Genomic DNA, 15575 nt, shown 5'->3' on the forward strand with positions numbered 1-15575 from the left:
CATGAGGACCTCCAGGGAGAGAAGACGCGACGGGCTCCCGAGGTCAGCTCTGTGCGGCTGACACCAGGCTGGCCCGCAACGTATCGCCGCGTCCTTGGAGTCATCTCAGAGTGCCGAGACACCCCTTGCGTCACCGCGTCACCGCGCCAGGTCGTGGCCTCGGGCGATCAGCTTCTCGACGACGGTCCGCGGCGCCAGGCGTTTCAGCGCGAACAGCAGTGGAGCCTGGCTGCCGACGGCATACAGGGGCCGGGGATGCTCCGCCTCGATGGCGGAGATCGCCAGCTCGGCCACGACCTCCGGTTGGATCCCCGCGTGGCTATGCCGGTCGAGCGCGGCCAGGACGGTCCGGAAGTCCGCGGCATACGGGGACCCGTCGGCGAGAAAGGTTGCGCGTCGTTCGGCGATGCCGGTGTTGATCGAGCCGGGCTCGACCGTCGTGAGCCAGACGCCGAAGGGCGAGGTCTCGAAGCGTGCCGCGTCGGAGAAGGCCTTGACCGCGGCCTTGGTGGCGACGTAGGAGGACCGGTATGCCAGGGGGAAGCTGGCGAGCATCGACCCGACCATCACGACCCGGCCGTAGTGCCGTGCGCGCATGCCGGGCAGGAAGAGCTGGGTGAGCCGGACGGGCCCGAAGACGTTGAGCTGGAACAGCTCCTCGATGCTTGCGATCGGCAGGTCCTCCAGGGGCCCGCACTGACTCTCCCCGGCGTTGTTGACCAGGATGTCGATGTCACCGACGAGCGACGGCAGGGCCTCGATCGACGCCGTGTCGTGCAGGTCGAGCGGGACGTAGTCGACACCGGCGAGACGGCTGTCCGGGGGGATGCGTGCGGGGTCGCGGCTCGTGCCGACGACGGAGTAACCGCGGGCGACGAGGGCCGAGGCGATCGCGCGCCCGATGCCTGACGAGGCGCCGGTGACGAGGGCGGTGCGGGGCGTCATGCGGTCGCACCGGCCATCGCGGTCCCCGCCGAGACCGACTCCACGACTGCCGTCAGGCGCGCGACGGCACCCGAGCCGGACTCGGCGGCCGCCACCGCGCCATCAGGGCGGACGAGGACGGCTCCCCGTCGACCCCGGCGGATCGAGTACCGGATCCCCAGTCGGTGCAGGCGCTCGAGGTCGCCCGGCGCCGCTGCCCGGTCCGAGACGATCGTGAAGCCGCGCGGACCCGGCTCGCTGGCCAAGACCCCCGGGAAGACCCGGCCGGTCCCCCGTCGGGACAGCCGACCGTCGACCAGCACGCTGCTGCCGAGGGCGGGCGACGAGGTGCTGAGCACCCCGCGGGAGATGCCGGGGATACGCCACATGACCGCCAGCGTGCCCTTGCGGACCCGGGCAGCACGGTCCTGGCCGCCGGTCAGCGCCCACCCGACGGCAACCGCGGCCCGCACGGTCCGGGTGGCGTGCGGACGACGTTCGAGCTCGTAGGTGTCCAGGATGCTCTCGGCCAGCTCACCGCGGAGCACGCCGGCGAGCTTCCAGACCAGGTTGTGGGCATCCCGCAGGCCGGCGCCGAGACCCTGTCCGATGAAGGGCGGTGTCTGGTGAGCAGCGTCGCCCAACAGGAAGATCCGTCCACTGCGCCACCGATCGGCGACCTGGGCGCGGAAGGTGTAGGTCGCGTGCCGGATGATCTCGAGGTCGTCGGGCAGGGCCGGCCCGAACCACTTCTGCAGCAGCCCGGCGAGGGCGTCGGGCGTGGTCAGGTCGGCCGCGTCCTCGTCGGGACCCAGCCGGAACTCCCAGCGGTAGCGGGTGCCGGTGATGTGCATGAAGGTCGCGGGTCGCTGCGGGTCGCAGATCTGGTGGACGCCGCCCCAGACCGACAGTGGCGCAGCGGTGTTGACGTCGATGACCAGCCACCGCTCGCAGAACCGCAGGTCGAGCATCGACGCGCCGATGAACTGTCGGACGATGCCGTTCGTGCCGTCGCAGCCCAGCACCGCACCGGCGATGATGCGGTGCTCGCCGGACTCATCGGCATACCGGACCACCGCGCCGTCGGTATGCCGCTCGACCCCACTGACGGTGCAGCCGCGCCGCAGTGCCACCCCCGGATGGTTCGCGAGGTTGGCGAGCAGCAGCCGCTCCAGGTCGGGCTGGTCGAACATGCTCGCCTGCGGGCACCCGAGCGGTCCCGGTGTCGTCGCGTCTCGGCGGAACTCGGCCATCGTGCGGTGCTGCGCATCGACCAGGCGCATCCCCGGCATCGGGCGGCTGATGGAGTCGAAGCCCGCGGCCAGGCCGATCTCGCGCAGGATGGAGTAGACCTCGTCGTCCAGGTGGACGGCGCGAGGCAGCGGATAGGGCTCGGCGTAGCGCTCGAGGACCACGCTGTCGATGCCGCGCTGCGCGAGCAGCGTTGCGGCGACGACGCCGACCGGTCCGGCGCCCACGATGACGACCGGCGCGCGGTCCTCGCTCATGCGCCGCGGACTGTCGTGCGCTGGGTCCCCAGATCGATCGCTCCGTCGGGGGTCGCGACGCGCAGGGTGACGACGTCGCCGTCATGGAGGTACTTCGGGTTGGCCGCCTGCCGCTTGAAGAACGTCTTCCACTTCAGGTGCGCCGGCATGAGGTTGCCGCTGATCTCGACCGGCTTCGGCGGCGCGCTGAGGGCGGTGCCGCCCGGGGTGCCGGTGAGCAGCAGGTCTCCGGGCGCGAGTCGCTGGAACCGCGTCAGGACCGCGAGCGCCTCGACGGGCCGCACGATCATGTCGGCCACCGTGTTGTCCTGGCGGATCTCGTTGTTGACCCAGGTCTGCAGCCGCAGCTCGCCGAAGCGGGCGAGCTCGGCGGCGTCCAGGAGCACCAACCGCGGACCCACGGGGGTGAAGGTCGGATAGGACTTGGCCTCGTAGAACTGGGTCTTGGGCAGCTGCACGTCGCGCGCGCTGACGTCGTTGGTGATGACGATGCCGGCGACGTAGTCGCCGAGGGTGGCCGAGGTGACCGTGGTGCCGACCGGCACCTCGGCGCCGAAGACGAGACCGATCTCGACCTCGTAGTCGAGCAGCCGCACGTGCGCCGGGGTGCGGATGTCCTCGAACGGCCCGCTGATCGAGCCGGAGGCCTTGCGGAAGAAGGTCGCCGGCACGCGGTCGGGATCGAGGTGCGAGTCGAGGGCGTGCGAGCGGTAGTTGACCATCTGGGCGACGACCCGGCAGGGCGCGGTCACCGGTGACACCAGCTCCAGGTCGCCGACCGGGGTGGGGGTGCCCTCGGCTGCCGTGATCGCGGAGCGGTCCGCGAGCAGCTCGGCGGTGGTGGTGGCGGTGGTGGTGATGCGCACGGCTCCGTCGGCCTTCTCGACCCACCAGGCGTCGGCGGTGCGGAGGATGTCGATGCTCATGAGGTGGCTACTTTCAGTAGGCCGACGAGTCGGCGCAGGTCGAATTCGTTGCCGCCGTCACGCAGCGTGTGCACGAGCTCGCGGACGAGCTCGGGGGATGGCGTGGCGTCGAGGAAGTCGCGGGTCACGGGAGGCCCCCACTGCGACAGGCCGCTCGCGGTCATCGGCGCCCACCCGGCCTCGATCGAGGTGTCGAACAGGTCGCCGTCGGTGAAGTGCTCGACCATGAACCGGTCGGGATCACGCCAGTAGTCGAAGATCTGGCTGCCCTGGATGTGTCGCCCGATGCCCCACGCGTGACGATGTCCCTGCTTGGCGAGGTACCGTCCTCCGGCGGCGATGGCGTCGAGATCGGCCACCTGGTAGGCGGAGTGGACGTAGCGGTTGCGCGGGCCCAGGGTCATCGCCAGGGTGTGGTGGTCCGAGGGAGTGGCGCCGCGGTCGCAGCGGATGAACGCCATCGTCGGCCCGCGGTGCCGCTGGCCGGGGAAGAACAGGAAGTCGCTGACGATCAGCCCGAGGTTGTGCTGGTACCAGTCCAGTGACTGCTGGAACGAGGTCGTCTCCAGCACGACGTGACCGAGTCGGTGCACCTGGGCGGGCGCGACGGGTGCCCGCTGCACGGCGTTCGTCCGCAGGACCGTGCGGCCGCTGTTCACGACCAGGGGTGCGACGAGAGCCTGGGCCCGGAAGTCGTCGAGACCGGCGACCACCCGCAGCAGCGATCCGGCGGGGTCGCGCAGGTCGAGCACCGACCCACCACCCGGCCCGGTCAGGAGCTCACGCGGCCGTCGTTGGCGCGGGCCAGCCGATCGAGATCGGCGCGGTCGGCGGCGCGGAAGACGGGAGCCACGAAGCGCGACACCGGCCCCTTGCGGATGACCATGCACTGACTACCGGCCAAGGCTCCGCGCAGGTGCAGCGAGACGGGCGTGCGGGCGACGGTGGTGAACCCGAAGTCGTGCGCGAAGCGCTCGGCCCGGTCCAGGTCCGGCTTCTCGAACTCCAGCCAGGCCAGATCGAGGACCTTGATGACGGGGTTCGCGTGGCGGTCCGCACGGTCGCCCCTGATCGCCCCCTGCTCGGCGTGCAGGTCGGCATGCAGGTCGGTCTGCTGGCGATCGCGTGCATCGGCCTCGGCCGCAGGAGTGGTCACCGGTGATCCTCTCGTCGTTTCTGATGAAATCATCAGTAGTCGACGACTACTTTGTCAAGTGCCCATCACTTCTGATGACAAGATCAGTCAGCGGTAGTCTCTCCCCATGAGCGAGGCGCACGACACAGAGAACCGAGGCGGTCGCCGTCGGGCCCGCACCCGGGCGGCGCTCGTCGCGGCCGCCTGCGAGCTGCTGGCCCGGGAGAACGGCACCGAGGCGAGCATCCAGGAGATCACCGATCTCGCCGACGTCGGCTTCGGCTCGTTCTACAACCACTTCCCCACCAAGACCGAGCTGTTCGGCGCCGCGATCGCCGAGACGCTCGAGGAGCACGGCGCCATGCTGGACGAGCTCACCGCCGACATCGACGACCCGGCCGAGGTCTTCGCCACCGGCGTCCGGATGACGGCGCGCCTGCCCACGACGCACCCCCAGATGGCCAGGATCATCTGCAACACCGGACACACCTACCTGAGCGCAGGAACCGGCCTGGCACCGCGCGCGCTCCGCGACATACTGGCTGCGCGGGATGCCGGCCGGTTCACCGTCGACGATCCCGCCGTCGCCCTCGCCTGCGTCGGTGGAGCACTGCTGGGGGTGCTCAACCTCGTCGGAGCCGGCCGGACGCCTCGAGCGGTCGGCCGCGCCGCCGACCAGCTCGCGCACAACCTCCTGCGGATGTTCGAGGTCCCGCGCGAGGACGCCGAGCGGATCTGCGCCAGGAAGCTGCCGGTTCCCGGTCGGCGGTCCGCGTTCCCGCTGGCCCGCTGACCCAGGTCGGTGCGTTCCGAGCACACGTTTTATCAAGTCCCCGGGCCGCGCGAGCGCGAGGACTTCACAGAACGGGTGTCCGGAACGCACCAGTGGGGGGTTGCCCGCCCCGGCGCAGCACCGGTAGCCACGTCTCGAGCGTCCGCCCGAGGGTCACGACCATCGGCTCGCCGATGACGCACAGCGTCCGCTCCCACGGGTGGCCGAACGTCCCCACTGCGAGATCGGCGGAGAGGAACGCGTAGTAGTCGCCGTTGGGGACGACCGTCACGGGCCACGCCTCGTTCTCCTCGGGCCATCGGCTGCCAGGGGCCATGGCGAGCTGCCCCGGCGGCACTGCGTATGCCGCGTGCTGCCAGTCCAGCACCGTCACCTCCTCGTCGGCGAAGACGGCGAGGAGGGCGCGCCGCGCCTCGGCCTCTACCGCCTCCCACCCGGCGGCGCCGAGCGCGTCACCGGAGAAGATCGGAGACAGGTCGAAGGTCATCGAGTCGGCCGGCTCCCGGATCGCCGGCCAGCTGGCGGGGTCCATTCCCGGACGGAAGTCGTAGCGGGCATCGAACCGGTCCCAGGCCGCCCGCCGGAGGGCGTCGGGCAGCTCGCGCCAGAAGGGGTCCACGGCGAGTGACTGTACGCACCGCTTGGAGACGGGGAACGAAAAACCCGGCCCCACCGGGGCCGGGCGAGCGACGGTTTACGTACCACAACGGGCCAACCGTCAAAGTTTTCGTGTCGCTGAGACGTTCACCCGACCCACTTACGTTCCCACGACTTCTGAGAAGAGGCCAGTGACACGCCCTAGATACCATCCGAACGGGCCATTCGGCCGCCCCGGACTGGTCCGTTCGGCTCAGTCGGACCGAGCTCCCGCACGTTGCCACAGGACCGGCCCGTTGACGCCATCCGGTGAAGCGCCTCGACGCCTGCTCCGGAAGCGTTAGCGTGGGCGCAGCCACTTCGGGCACGTTGACGCTCCGGGGAATGGGGATCGCGTGGCACGTCCACTGATAGCGACCAAGCTCTACGCCCCGAGTCTCCGACGCGGTCTGGTGGCACGTCCCCGACTCGGCGCACGCCTGCTGAGAGGAGCCGAGTCGAGGCTGACGCTGGTATCCGCCCCGGCCGGGTTCGGCAAGACGACATTCCTGGCGGAGTGGCTGTCCGCGCCGGGCGAGGAACGTGCCGTCGCGTGGGTCTCGCTGGACCTCTCGGACAACGAGCCCGAGACGTTCTGGACCTACGTCGTGACCGCGCTGCAGACGGCGGTGCCTGGTGTCGGCTCGGCTGCGCTCGAGCTCATCGCGTCCGTCCCCATGCCGACCGACCTCGTGCTCAGGTCTCTGCTCAACGAGCTCGCTGCGGCACCGGGCGAGATCTGGCTGGTCCTCGACGACTACCACCTGATCAGCAGCCACGACGTCCGGGGCGGAATGGCGTTCCTGCTGGAGCACCTTTCGCCACGGACACACCTGGTGCTCAGCACCCGAGCCGACCCCGACCTCCCATTGCCTCGATGGCGGGTGCGCGGCGAACTGGTCGGGATCCGGGCCGCAGACCTGCGTTTCACGTCCGACGAGGCCACCGCCTACCTCAACGAGGCGACCGGGCTGCACCTCGCCGCAGCCGATATCGAGGTCCTCGAGGAACGCACCGAAGGGTGGATCGTTGCGCTCCAGCTCGCCGCACTGTCTCTTCAGGGGCGCGAGGACGTCAGCGGCTTCATCGCCCGGTTCACGGGGAACGACCGATACGTCGTCGACTACCTCGTCGAGGAGGTGCTGGCGCACCAGAGTGAGCACGATCGAGAGTTCCTGCTGCGGACGGCGGTTCTCGACCGCCTCACCGGGCCGCTGTGTGACGCACGCACGGGCGGCGTCGACGGAAGCGACAGGCTCACGGCTCTGCGGCGGGCCAACCTCTTCGTCGTCACCTTGGACGACCACGGGCAGTGGTACCGCTACCACCACCTCTTCGCCGACCTGCTGAGGGCGCGACTGCTCGCCGATCAGCCGGACCTGGTTCCCCTGATGCATCAGCGGGCCAGCCGCTGGTACGAGGCCCATGACTCGGCCGAGGATGCGGTCCGGCACGCACTGGCGGCGCGTGACTTCGGCCGCGCGGCATACCTGATGGAGCTGGCTGTGCCGGCGATCCGACGCAACCGACAAGAATCGATGCTGCTGGGCTGGCTGAGGTCCCTTCCCGACGAGACCGTCCGACGCAGCCCCGTCCTCAGCGTCTTCTGCGGATACCTGCTGATGGAATCTGGCGACCTCGACGCGTTCGAGCCCCGACTCGACGACGCCGAAATCGCCTTGGCCGGCGCACGGGTGGGTTCTGACCCACCGTGGGCCAGAACCGAGGAGCTCCGCACCTTGCCGGCGACCATCGCCGTCTATCGGGCCTCGATCGCCCAGGCCCGTGGCGATGTCGCGGGTATGACGGTGCACGCCCGGCGCGCTCTCGACCTGGCCGGCCCCACCGACCATCTGGCCCGTGGCGGTGCGGTCGGGTTCCTCAGCCTGGCCGCCTGGGCGAAGGGGGACGTGACGAGCGCGTTGGAGTCGTTCACCGACGCTGTCGCGAGCCTGCACGCAGCCGGCAACCTCGTCGACGAGCTGAGCAGCACCGTGGTGCTGGCTGACATGTGGCTCGCGGCAGGTCACCCCAGCACGGCACGACGGCTGTACGAGCGAGCACTCCAGGTCAGCGGAGCGCACGGCGTGGACGTGGTTCGGGCAACCCCCGGCCTGCACGTCGGACTGAGCGAGATCGACTACGAAGTCGGCGATCTCGAGTCGGCCAAGCGACACCTCGAGGCGGCCGCGGCCCTCGGTGAGGGTGCGGCGATGGCCGAAGGCAGGTATCGGTGGTTCGTGGCGATGGGTCGGATTGCCGGTGCCGAGGGCGAGCCGCAGCAGGCCATCCGCCTCCTCGATCAGGCGGAGCAGCTCTACCGGCCGGGGTTCTTCCCTGACGTCCGTCCCCTTGCGGCGATGAAGGCCAGGGTGTGGATCAGCCAGGGCAACCTGTCGGCGGCCACCGGCTGGACCCGCGAACGCGGCGTGTCCGCCGCACACGACACCGCGTACCTCCGGGAGTTTGACCACCTCACCCTGGTGCGCCTGCTCATCGCGGGTCACCGGGCACACCCCGACCCCGACGCGATCGACGGGGCGGTGCGCCTGTTGGGGCGTCTGTACACGGCCGCCGAGACCTCCGGAGGAGCCGGGAGTCTCGTCGAGATCCGCCTGCTGCAGGCCCTGGCCCAGGACGCTCGAGGACACCGGCCCCAGGCCCTGCGGTCCTTGGGCCAGGTCTGGGCCCAGTCGCCCGAACCCGATTCCTATGTGCGGCTGTTCCTGGACGAGGGCACCCCCATGGTGCAGCTGCTGCGCGCCGGACAGCACCGAGCCGTCACAGGCGTCCACTCGCGTCGCCTGCTCCGCCTCGACTCATCGTCCGCCGGTGCAACCGCGGACTCAGAGGATGTCCCGGCGCCGGGCTCGGCAGACCGGTTGAGCGCGCGGGAGCTTCAGGTGCTCAGGCTGCTCGACAGCGAGCTGAGTGGGCCGCAGATCGCCCGCGAGCTGTTCGTCTCGCCCAACACGCTGCGCACCCACACCAAGCACATCTTCACCAAGCTGGATGTCACCACCCGCCGGGCGGCGGTCCGCCGGGCGCGTGAACGCGGCCTGATGTAGCCGGGCCGACGGCCCGATCTCACATCGTCAGTCACATCGTCGGGTGATTCCGGGTCACCCCACCGGCGCCTAGGTTTCGAGCCATCCCGCGGCGCCCGGCCACGGACCTCGCACCAGGAGACCGACATGACCGTCACGACCACCACCCTCACCCGAGCGGCGGCCGTCGCCGCCGTCGTCGGGGGGCTGCTGTACATCGGTGTCCAGATCAACCATCCCCACCTGGACCTCGCCCTCGTCACCACGACCGAGTGGAAGGTGCGCCAGTCGATGAAGGTGGGTTTCGCCGCGCTGTCGCTCGCCGGCATCACCGGCATGTACCTGCGCCAGGTGACGCGGACCGGGATGCTCGGCCTGATCGGGTACCTCGTCCTCGCCACCGGCTTCCTCGCCATGCTGGGCGTCGAGGTCACCGGTCTGGTGGTCGTCCCTTCCATCGCCGCCACATCGCCCGGCTACGTGAGGGAAGTCCTTGCTGTGGCCGTTCCCGGCGGCCACGCGAGCGGCGACCTCGGCTTGATCCAGCCCCTCATCTCCCTGATGGGCGTCGGATTCCTGTGCGGCAGTGTGCTCTTCGGCATCGCCCTCTTCCGCTCCCGCATCCTCGCCCGATGGGCCTCCGCGCTCCTCGCCGTCGGCGCCGTCGCGACCCTGGCGATCCTCCTTCTGCCGCAGGTCAGCTTCAGGCTCTTCGCCATCCCGACCGGCGTCGCCCTGATCGGCCTCGGCTGCTCGCTGTGGCGCGAGTCGCGCACCCCGGCGGCTGTCCGTGCGCCCAATCCTGTTGACTCCCGGCTCGACCCGGCCGGTGCCCGGTGACCGTCCTGGCCGCCCCCGACCCCACCCGGTCGACCCGCTCGACCACGTGGGTGCCGTTCGCGCTGGTCGCCCTCGTCCTGATCCCCGCCATCGCGGGCTCGCTTCGGCTCATCGAGCTCACGGGTGGTCCGCGCGTGATGCCAGCGAACCCCCGCTTCACCTCGTCACCGGTGCCGGTGGTCGTCCACATCTCGTGCGCGGTGCTGTGTGCCGTCCTCGGCGCCATCCAGTTCTCGTCGTCCTTCAGGGCCCGCCAGCCCCGGTGGCACCGGAGGTCCGGGCGGGTGGTCGTGGTTCTGGGTCTGGCGGTGGCCTTCTCGGCGCTGTGGATGACGCAGTTCTTCCCCCGCCAGCCCGGCACCGGGGAGCTGGCGTACCTGTTCCGACTCGCGTTCGGGTCGGGCATGGCCGCCAGCATCATCGTCGGCTTCACTGCGATCCGGCGCGGTGACGTCGCACGCCACCGCGCGTGGATGACCCGGGGCTACGCGCTGGCTGTCGGCGCCGGCACCCAGACGTTCACCCTGGGCATCGGGCACGCGGTCTTCGGCACCAGCGAGCTCACCACCGACCTGAGCCTGGGGGCGGGCTGGGGCATCAACCTGGTGGTCGCCGAGTGCGTCATCCGCCGGCATACCGGCAGCCGCCGGACCACCTCTCACCGGACCATCGAGGCGACCGGGAGGGTCGGGTCCTCATGACCGCGTCCCCCCATCGACCGGTGCCCGCCGGCTACCGGCTTCGGGTCGCCGGGCACCTGGACCACCACTGGTCGCCCTGGCTCGGTGACCTCACCCTGACTCAGGACGACGACGGGACGACCAGCCTGACCGGCGACATCCTGGATCAGGCCGAGTTGCACGGACTGCTGTCCAGGATCCGAGACCTGGGCGTCATCCTGATCTCCGTGGAGGCCCTGTGACCGACGTCGGGTCCCCGGGTCGAGCCGCACCACACCCCTTGACGGCGCCGCTCACGACCCCGAGTCTGGGGACAGCTGACGCGGGGTGGTGCGTCGGGCCGGTTGCCGGGTTTACCGTCGTGAGGACCTCGTGGAGCCTGGGTCGTCAGTGGGACACCGGGTCGGATGGGGTTTCATCGCGCTCTACTCCTTGGCGTTGATCAGCACCAGCCTGGTGTTCATCGCGCCCCTGCTGGTCACCCTGGCGTTGAAGGTCAACATCCTCGTGCAGACCGAGCAGGCGTCGACCAGCCTGTCGTTGGTGGCGGGTGTCGGCGCCCTGCTGTCCATCCTCGTTGTTGCAGAGGCACCGACCGTCCCGGTCGTCCTGGTCGGCTGGTGTGTCGCCCAGATGTCCTTCAACGCCCTTCTGGCCGCCATGGTGGCGGTACTCCCCGACCAGGTCCCGGCTGTCCAACGCGGAATGGTCTCCGATGTCCTTGGTGTCTGTCTGCCCATCGCGTCGGCGAGCGGCACCTTCGTGGTCACGTTCTTCACCGGCAACCAGGTCGCCATGTTCATGGCCCCGTGCGCGATCGGCGGGTTCTTCATCCTGCTCTTCGCGGGCACGCTGAACGATCGCCGCCTCGCCAGGGCGGACAGGCCGACCTGGTCCATGCAGCAGTTCGCCGGCACGTTCTACGTCAACCCGCGTAGGAGCCCGGACTTTGCCTGGGCTTTCGTCAGCCGCTTCATGTTCGTTCTGGCCTACGCCTTCTTGACCACCTACCAGGCCTACTACCTGCTCAACAGCATCAGCAGCGCCGAGTCCGCTGTGCCGCAACAGATATTTCTCGGCACACTCACGCAGTCCGTCGTCCTCGTCGCCGCGTCCCTCATCGGTGGCAGGCTCTCCGACCGGATCGGCCGACGAAAGATCTTCGTCCTCGCCGCATCGATCATGTACGGCTTGGCGCTGTTCGTGATCGCTGTCGCCAGCAGCTTCGACGGTTTCCTCGTCGGCATGGCCATCAGTGGCCTCGGCTTGGGTGTCTACGTGGCCGTCGACCTCGCCCTGGTCATCGACGTACTGCCCGACGGGAACAGCGCCGCAAAGGACCTCGGGGTCTTCAACATCGCCGGCGCACTTCCCTTCTCCATCGCGCCGGCGATCGCGCCGGTCATCCTGGCTGTCGGCAGCGGCAGCTACGGCGTGCTGTACGCCGTCGCAGGGGTCTGCGCCATCATCGGAGCCTTCGCCATCCTGCCCGTGAGGGGTGTCCGATGAGAACCCGATCCGGCGCGGGTGGCCCTACCCTCAAGAGCATTCCTCGACTGCAATCCCCCCGCCGACCCCGTGTGCGCGTGGCGATCAGTGCCCTGGTCGGACTGCTCGTGGCCGGGGCCACGGGCTATGCGCTGAACGGCGTGGTGACGACCAGGGTCGGGCCGCCCACGCCGACCGCTGTCGTGACCACCACAGCACCCACCATCGCCCCGACCGGGGACGCTCTCATCGCGCTCGCGAGCCTGGCGGTGAAGGGACGCGCACCGATGACCGGCTACGACCGCGCCCGCTTCGGCCCGGCGTGGTCCGACGTCGACCGCAACGGCTGCGACACCCGCAACGACATCCTCCGGCGCGACCTCACGTCCACGACCCTCGACCCGCGCACCCACGGCTGCGTGGTGCGCACCGGGACGCTGCACGACCCCTACACCGGCCGGGTCATCGCTTTCGTCCGGGGGCAGACCACCTCGGGTGACATCCAGGTGGACCACGTCGTGGCGCTGGGGGACGCCTGGCAGAAGGGCGCCCAGCAGCTGACCGACCGCGAGCGGCTCGCCTTCGCCAACGACCCCCTCGGCCTGCTGGCGGTGGACGGTCCCACCAACGTGGGCAAGGGCGACGGTGACGCCGCCACGTGGCTGCCTCCCGCCGCGGCATACCGGTGCGCGTACGCCGCGCGGCAGGTGGCCGTGAAGATGCGCTACCACCTCTGGGTCACCCCGGCCGAGCACGACGTCCTGGTGCGCATCCTCGGGACCTGTCCCGGCCAGCCGCTCCCCGGCTGACGGCATACCCGAATCTGCCTCGGAACAATAGGGATGAGTGCTACACCACATGCATGACCACCTTCGAGTGCCACCTCGTCGAGACGCCGCGCCTGACCACGAACGTCTGGAGCAGCGGCCCGCAGGACGGCCGGCCGGTGCTGCTCGTCCACGGCAACCTCGTCACCGGCGGGTGGTGGCGCTACGTCGCCGAGGCGCTCCCCGACGACGTGCGGGTCATCGCTCCGGACCTGCGCGGCTTCGGTCGCACCCAACAGGTCGGCATCGACGCGACACGCGGGCTCGGTGACATGGTCGACGACGTGCGCGGGCTGCTCGCGGTCCTCGGGCTCACGGGCCGCGGTGACCTCGTCGCCGCCGGGTGGTCGATGGGCGGGGGCGTCCTCGAGCAGTACCTCCTCGAGCACCCGGGCGACCTCGGCGCGGTCGTCCTCGTCGCCCCCCTCTCGCCCTACGGGTTCGGCGGCACCAAGGGCGCCGACGGCACCCCCTGCACCGACGACTTCGCCGGCACCGGCGGTGGCGGCGCCGCACCGACGTTCGTCCAGCGGCTGCGCGACCAGGACACGAGCGACGCCGACCCCACCAGCCCGCGCGTCATCTTCCGGACCTTCTTCGGACCGGGCGACAACGCGGCCGCCGTCGACGAGGACTTCCTCGTCGCGGAGATGCTCCGGACGGCGCTCGGCGACGACTTCTATCCCGGGGACATGACCCCCTCCGAGCACTGGCCGAGCCTCGCGCCCGGCGACCGCGGCGTCCTCAATGCCATGTCTCCCAAGCACTTCGACGCCTCGGCCCTCCCCGGACTGGAGTCCAAGCCGTCCATCACGTGGATCCACGGAGAGGCCGACCAGGTCGTCTCGGACGCCTCGATGTTCGACTTCGGCATGCTCGGTCAGCTCGGTGCCGTCCCCGGGTGGCCCGGCGCCGACGTCATGCCACCACAGCCGATGGACAGCCAGATCCGGGCCGTCCTCGCCGCGTATGCCGCGGCCGGCGGCACCATGCGCGAGATCGCCCTCGCCGGGGTGGGGCACGGCATACCGATCGCGGCTCCGCAGGTCGTCGCCGACGCCCTCGTCGAGGCGCTGGACGCCCCTCCGGGCGACTGACCGCTCGCTCTAGCATGGGAGAGGTGACCACCGCCTCGACCGCCTCCGCCACTGCTGACACCTCGCGCACGTCGGGCGCCCTCACCGGCCGTTCCTTCCTCAAGGAACTCGACTTCACCCCGGCGCAGTGGCGTTCGCTCGTCGACCTCGGGCTCGACCTCAAGGCCGAGCGCCGCGAGGGCCGCGAGGTGCAACGCCTCACGGGCAAGCGGATCGCGCTGATCTTCGAGAAGACCTCGACCCGCACCCGCTGCTCCTTCGAGGTCGCGGCCTACGACCAGGGCGCCCACGTCACCTACCTCGACCCCTCGGGCAGCCAGATCGGCCACAAGGAGTCGATCAAGGACACCGCGCGGGTCCTCGGTCGCTACTACGACGGCATCGAGTACCGCGGCGACGCCCAGGCCACGGTCGAGACCCTGGCCGCGTATGCCGGGGTGCCGGTCTGGAACGGCCTCACCGACGAGTGGCACCCGACCCAGGCGCTCTGCGACGCCATGACGATGCTCGAGCACGTCGCCAAGCCGGCGGAGGAGATCTCCTACGCCTACGTCGGCGACGCCCGCTTCAACATGGGCAACTCGCTGCTCGTCGTCGGCGCCATGATGGGCATGGACGTCCGCATCGTGGCGCCTCGATCTCTCTGGCCGGACACGACCGTCGTCGCCTCGGCCCGGGAGGTCGCGGAGACCACGGGCGCCCGGCTCACCGTGACCGACGACGTGGCCGCCGGGGTGGCGGGCGTCGACGTCGTCCACACCGACGTCTGGGTCTCGATGGGGGAGCCCAAGGAGGTCTGGGCCGAGCGCATCGCTCTGCTGCTGCCCTACCAGGTCAACGCGGATCTCCTTGCGGCGACAGGGAATCCGCAGGTGAAGTTCATGCACTGCCTGCCCGCCTACCACGACCTCGAGACCGTCGCCGGCCGCCAGGTCCACGAGGACCACGGGCTCGACGCGCTCGAGGTGACCGACGAGGTGTTCGAGTCCGCGGCCTCGATCGTCTTCGACCAGGCCGAGAACCGGATGCACAGCATCAAGGCCGTGCTCGTCGCCACCCTCACCTGATCGAGCCGCTCAGGCGCGGCCCGCGGCGCCTCCGTCCCTTTATCGGGTGACCCGATAAAGGGACGGTCCGCTGGAGAACGGTTGTCCAGTGAAGCGCGCCGTTCTTGGAGGCCCGTGAGTAAGGGGCGGTTCGCTCGAGAACCGTCCTCGCGGGAAGCGTCCCTTTATCGGGTGACCCGACAAAGGGACAGAGGGCCGGGGAGCGGACGCCACCCGGCCGCCCGCGATCGGTCAGGCTCGCGCCGCCCTCAGCTCAGAGGGCCGTACCCACGAGCCGGCCGATGAGATAGGTCACGACCATCGCCAGCAGGCCGCCGAGGACGTTGCGGGCGACCTGCCGGGGTGCCGGCATCCCGCCCAGGCGGGCGCTGGTCACACCCGTCAGTCCGAGGGCGACGACGACGAACACGACGATGAGCGGGACCCGGAAGCTCGGCGAGCCGACGAGGGCAGCGACGAACGGCAGGACCGCACCGATGGTGAAGGCGGCCGTCGAGGCGTAGGCGGCGTGCCAGGGGTTGGTGAGGTTGTTCGGGTCGATCTGGAGCTCGACCTCGGCGTGGGCGGCCAGCGCGTCGCGGGCGGTGAGCTGGACGGCGACCTCGTG

The 15575-nt window shown here is 70.2% G+C and carries 16 protein-coding genes; 9 read left to right on the top strand and 7 right to left on the bottom strand.

Annotated features, from left to right (window positions below; genetic code table 11):
* Positions 1-138: 138 nt before the first annotated feature.
* Genes Q0R63_RS11680 through Q0R63_RS11700 form a run of 5 tightly spaced genes read right to left on the bottom strand, consistent with a single transcriptional unit; the run spans position 139 to position 4514 of the window.
* Positions 139-945 (bottom strand): SDR family oxidoreductase, encoded by an 807-nt coding sequence (locus Q0R63_RS11680; protein ID WP_295697411.1) that lies wholly within the window; start codon positions 943-945, stop codon positions 139-141.
* Positions 942-2432, bottom strand: coding sequence for a bifunctional 3-(3-hydroxy-phenyl)propionate/3-hydroxycinnamic acid hydroxylase (locus Q0R63_RS11685; RefSeq protein WP_295697413.1), 1491 nt, complete (start codon positions 2430-2432; stop codon positions 942-944). Before Q0R63_RS11685 ends, Q0R63_RS11680 begins: the two co-directional genes overlap by 4 nt.
* A complete protein-coding gene (locus Q0R63_RS11690; RefSeq protein WP_295697414.1) occupies positions 2429-3358 on the bottom strand; it encodes a fumarylacetoacetate hydrolase family protein in 930 nt (309 codons plus the stop codon). The genes Q0R63_RS11685 and Q0R63_RS11690 overlap by 4 nt, the downstream gene beginning before the upstream one ends.
* On the bottom strand, positions 3355-4110 hold the full coding sequence (locus tag Q0R63_RS11695; RefSeq protein WP_295697415.1) for a VOC family protein: 756 nt from the start codon (positions 4108-4110) through the stop codon (positions 3355-3357). Before Q0R63_RS11695 ends, Q0R63_RS11690 begins: the two co-directional genes overlap by 4 nt.
* Before the next feature lie 20 nt (positions 4111-4130).
* Complete coding sequence (locus tag Q0R63_RS11700) at positions 4131-4514, bottom strand: hypothetical protein (protein WP_295697417.1); 384 nt, start codon at positions 4512-4514, stop codon at positions 4131-4133.
* A gap of 106 nt (positions 4515-4620) precedes the next feature.
* Between Q0R63_RS11700 and Q0R63_RS11705 the strand changes: the two genes are divergently transcribed.
* Positions 4621-5286 carry a TetR/AcrR family transcriptional regulator gene (locus Q0R63_RS11705; protein WP_295697418.1) on the top strand — a complete coding sequence of 222 codons (666 nt, stop codon included), beginning with the start codon at positions 4621-4623 and terminating at the stop codon, positions 5284-5286.
* Between the two features lie 64 nt (positions 5287-5350).
* Here the strand turns inward: Q0R63_RS11705 and Q0R63_RS11710 are convergent, their stop codons facing one another.
* Complete coding sequence (locus Q0R63_RS11710; protein ID WP_295697419.1) at positions 5351-5905, bottom strand: DUF2716 domain-containing protein; 555 nt, start codon at positions 5903-5905, stop codon at positions 5351-5353.
* Between the two features lie 373 nt (positions 5906-6278).
* On the opposite strand from Q0R63_RS11710, the gene Q0R63_RS11715 reads away from it, so the two are divergent.
* The 8 genes from Q0R63_RS11715 to argF all read left to right on the top strand — a co-directional run bounded on the left by Q0R63_RS11715 (position 6279) and on the right by argF (position 14968).
* Complete coding sequence (locus tag Q0R63_RS11715) at positions 6279-8990, top strand: LuxR C-terminal-related transcriptional regulator (RefSeq protein WP_295697420.1); 2712 nt, start codon at positions 6279-6281, stop codon at positions 8988-8990.
* A 126-nt stretch (positions 8991-9116) separates the two neighbouring features.
* Positions 9117-9809 carry a hypothetical protein gene (locus tag Q0R63_RS11720; RefSeq protein WP_295697423.1) on the top strand — a complete coding sequence of 231 codons (693 nt, stop codon included), beginning with the start codon at positions 9117-9119 and terminating at the stop codon, positions 9807-9809.
* Complete coding sequence (locus tag Q0R63_RS11725) at positions 9806-10510, top strand: DUF2306 domain-containing protein (RefSeq protein ID WP_295697425.1); 705 nt, start codon at positions 9806-9808, stop codon at positions 10508-10510. Before Q0R63_RS11720 ends, Q0R63_RS11725 begins: the two co-directional genes overlap by 4 nt.
* On the top strand, positions 10507-10731 hold the full coding sequence (locus Q0R63_RS11730; protein ID WP_295697427.1) for a hypothetical protein: 225 nt from the start codon (positions 10507-10509) through the stop codon (positions 10729-10731). The genes Q0R63_RS11725 and Q0R63_RS11730 overlap by 4 nt, the downstream gene beginning before the upstream one ends.
* 196 nt (positions 10732-10927) lie before the next feature.
* Complete coding sequence (locus Q0R63_RS11735) at positions 10928-11998, top strand: MFS transporter (RefSeq protein ID WP_295697428.1); 1071 nt, start codon at positions 10928-10930, stop codon at positions 11996-11998.
* A 77-nt stretch (positions 11999-12075) separates the two neighbouring features.
* Positions 12076-12786, top strand: a complete 711-nt coding sequence (locus tag Q0R63_RS11740; protein WP_366521116.1) for an HNH endonuclease family protein — start codon at positions 12076-12078, stop codon at positions 12784-12786.
* A 53-nt stretch (positions 12787-12839) separates the two neighbouring features.
* Entirely contained in the window at positions 12840-13901 is a 1062-nt protein-coding gene (locus Q0R63_RS11745) for an alpha/beta hydrolase (protein WP_295697429.1), read from the top strand.
* 23 nt (positions 13902-13924) lie between these two features.
* Complete coding sequence (argF, locus tag Q0R63_RS11750; RefSeq protein WP_295697431.1) at positions 13925-14968, top strand: ornithine carbamoyltransferase; 1044 nt, start codon at positions 13925-13927, stop codon at positions 14966-14968.
* 253 nt (positions 14969-15221) lie between these two features.
* On the opposite strand, the gene Q0R63_RS11755 is transcribed toward argF, so the two are convergent.
* The coding region (locus Q0R63_RS11755) for a VIT1/CCC1 transporter family protein (RefSeq protein ID WP_295697432.1) at positions 15222-15575 on the bottom strand (354 nt) is incomplete at its 5' end.

The sequence above is a fragment of the Lapillicoccus sp. genome (assembly GCF_025353065.1).
Taxonomy (GTDB): Bacteria; Actinomycetota; Actinomycetes; order Actinomycetales; family Dermatophilaceae; genus Lapillicoccus.

Excerpts from the sequence above, each read along its gene's own strand:
- Q0R63_RS11680 (WP_295697411.1), bottom strand. The coding sequence starts at position 945 with ATGACGCCCCGCACCGCCCTCGTCACCGGCGCCTCGTCAGGCATCGGG.
- Q0R63_RS11685 (WP_295697413.1), bottom strand. The coding sequence starts at position 2,432 with ATGAGCGAGGACCGCGCGCCGGTCGTCATCGTGGGCGCCGGACCGGTC.
- Q0R63_RS11690 (WP_295697414.1), bottom strand. The coding sequence starts at position 3,358 with ATGAGCATCGACATCCTCCGCACCGCCGACGCCTGGTGGGTCGAGAAG.
- Q0R63_RS11705 (WP_295697418.1), top strand. The coding sequence starts at position 4,621 with ATGAGCGAGGCGCACGACACAGAGAACCGAGGCGGTCGCCGTCGGGCC.
- Q0R63_RS11720 (WP_295697423.1), top strand. The coding sequence starts at position 9,117 with ATGACCGTCACGACCACCACCCTCACCCGAGCGGCGGCCGTCGCCGCC.
- Q0R63_RS11730 (WP_295697427.1), top strand. The coding sequence starts at position 10,507 with ATGACCGCGTCCCCCCATCGACCGGTGCCCGCCGGCTACCGGCTTCGG.
- Q0R63_RS11745 (WP_295697429.1), top strand. The coding sequence starts at position 12,840 with ATGACCACCTTCGAGTGCCACCTCGTCGAGACGCCGCGCCTGACCACG.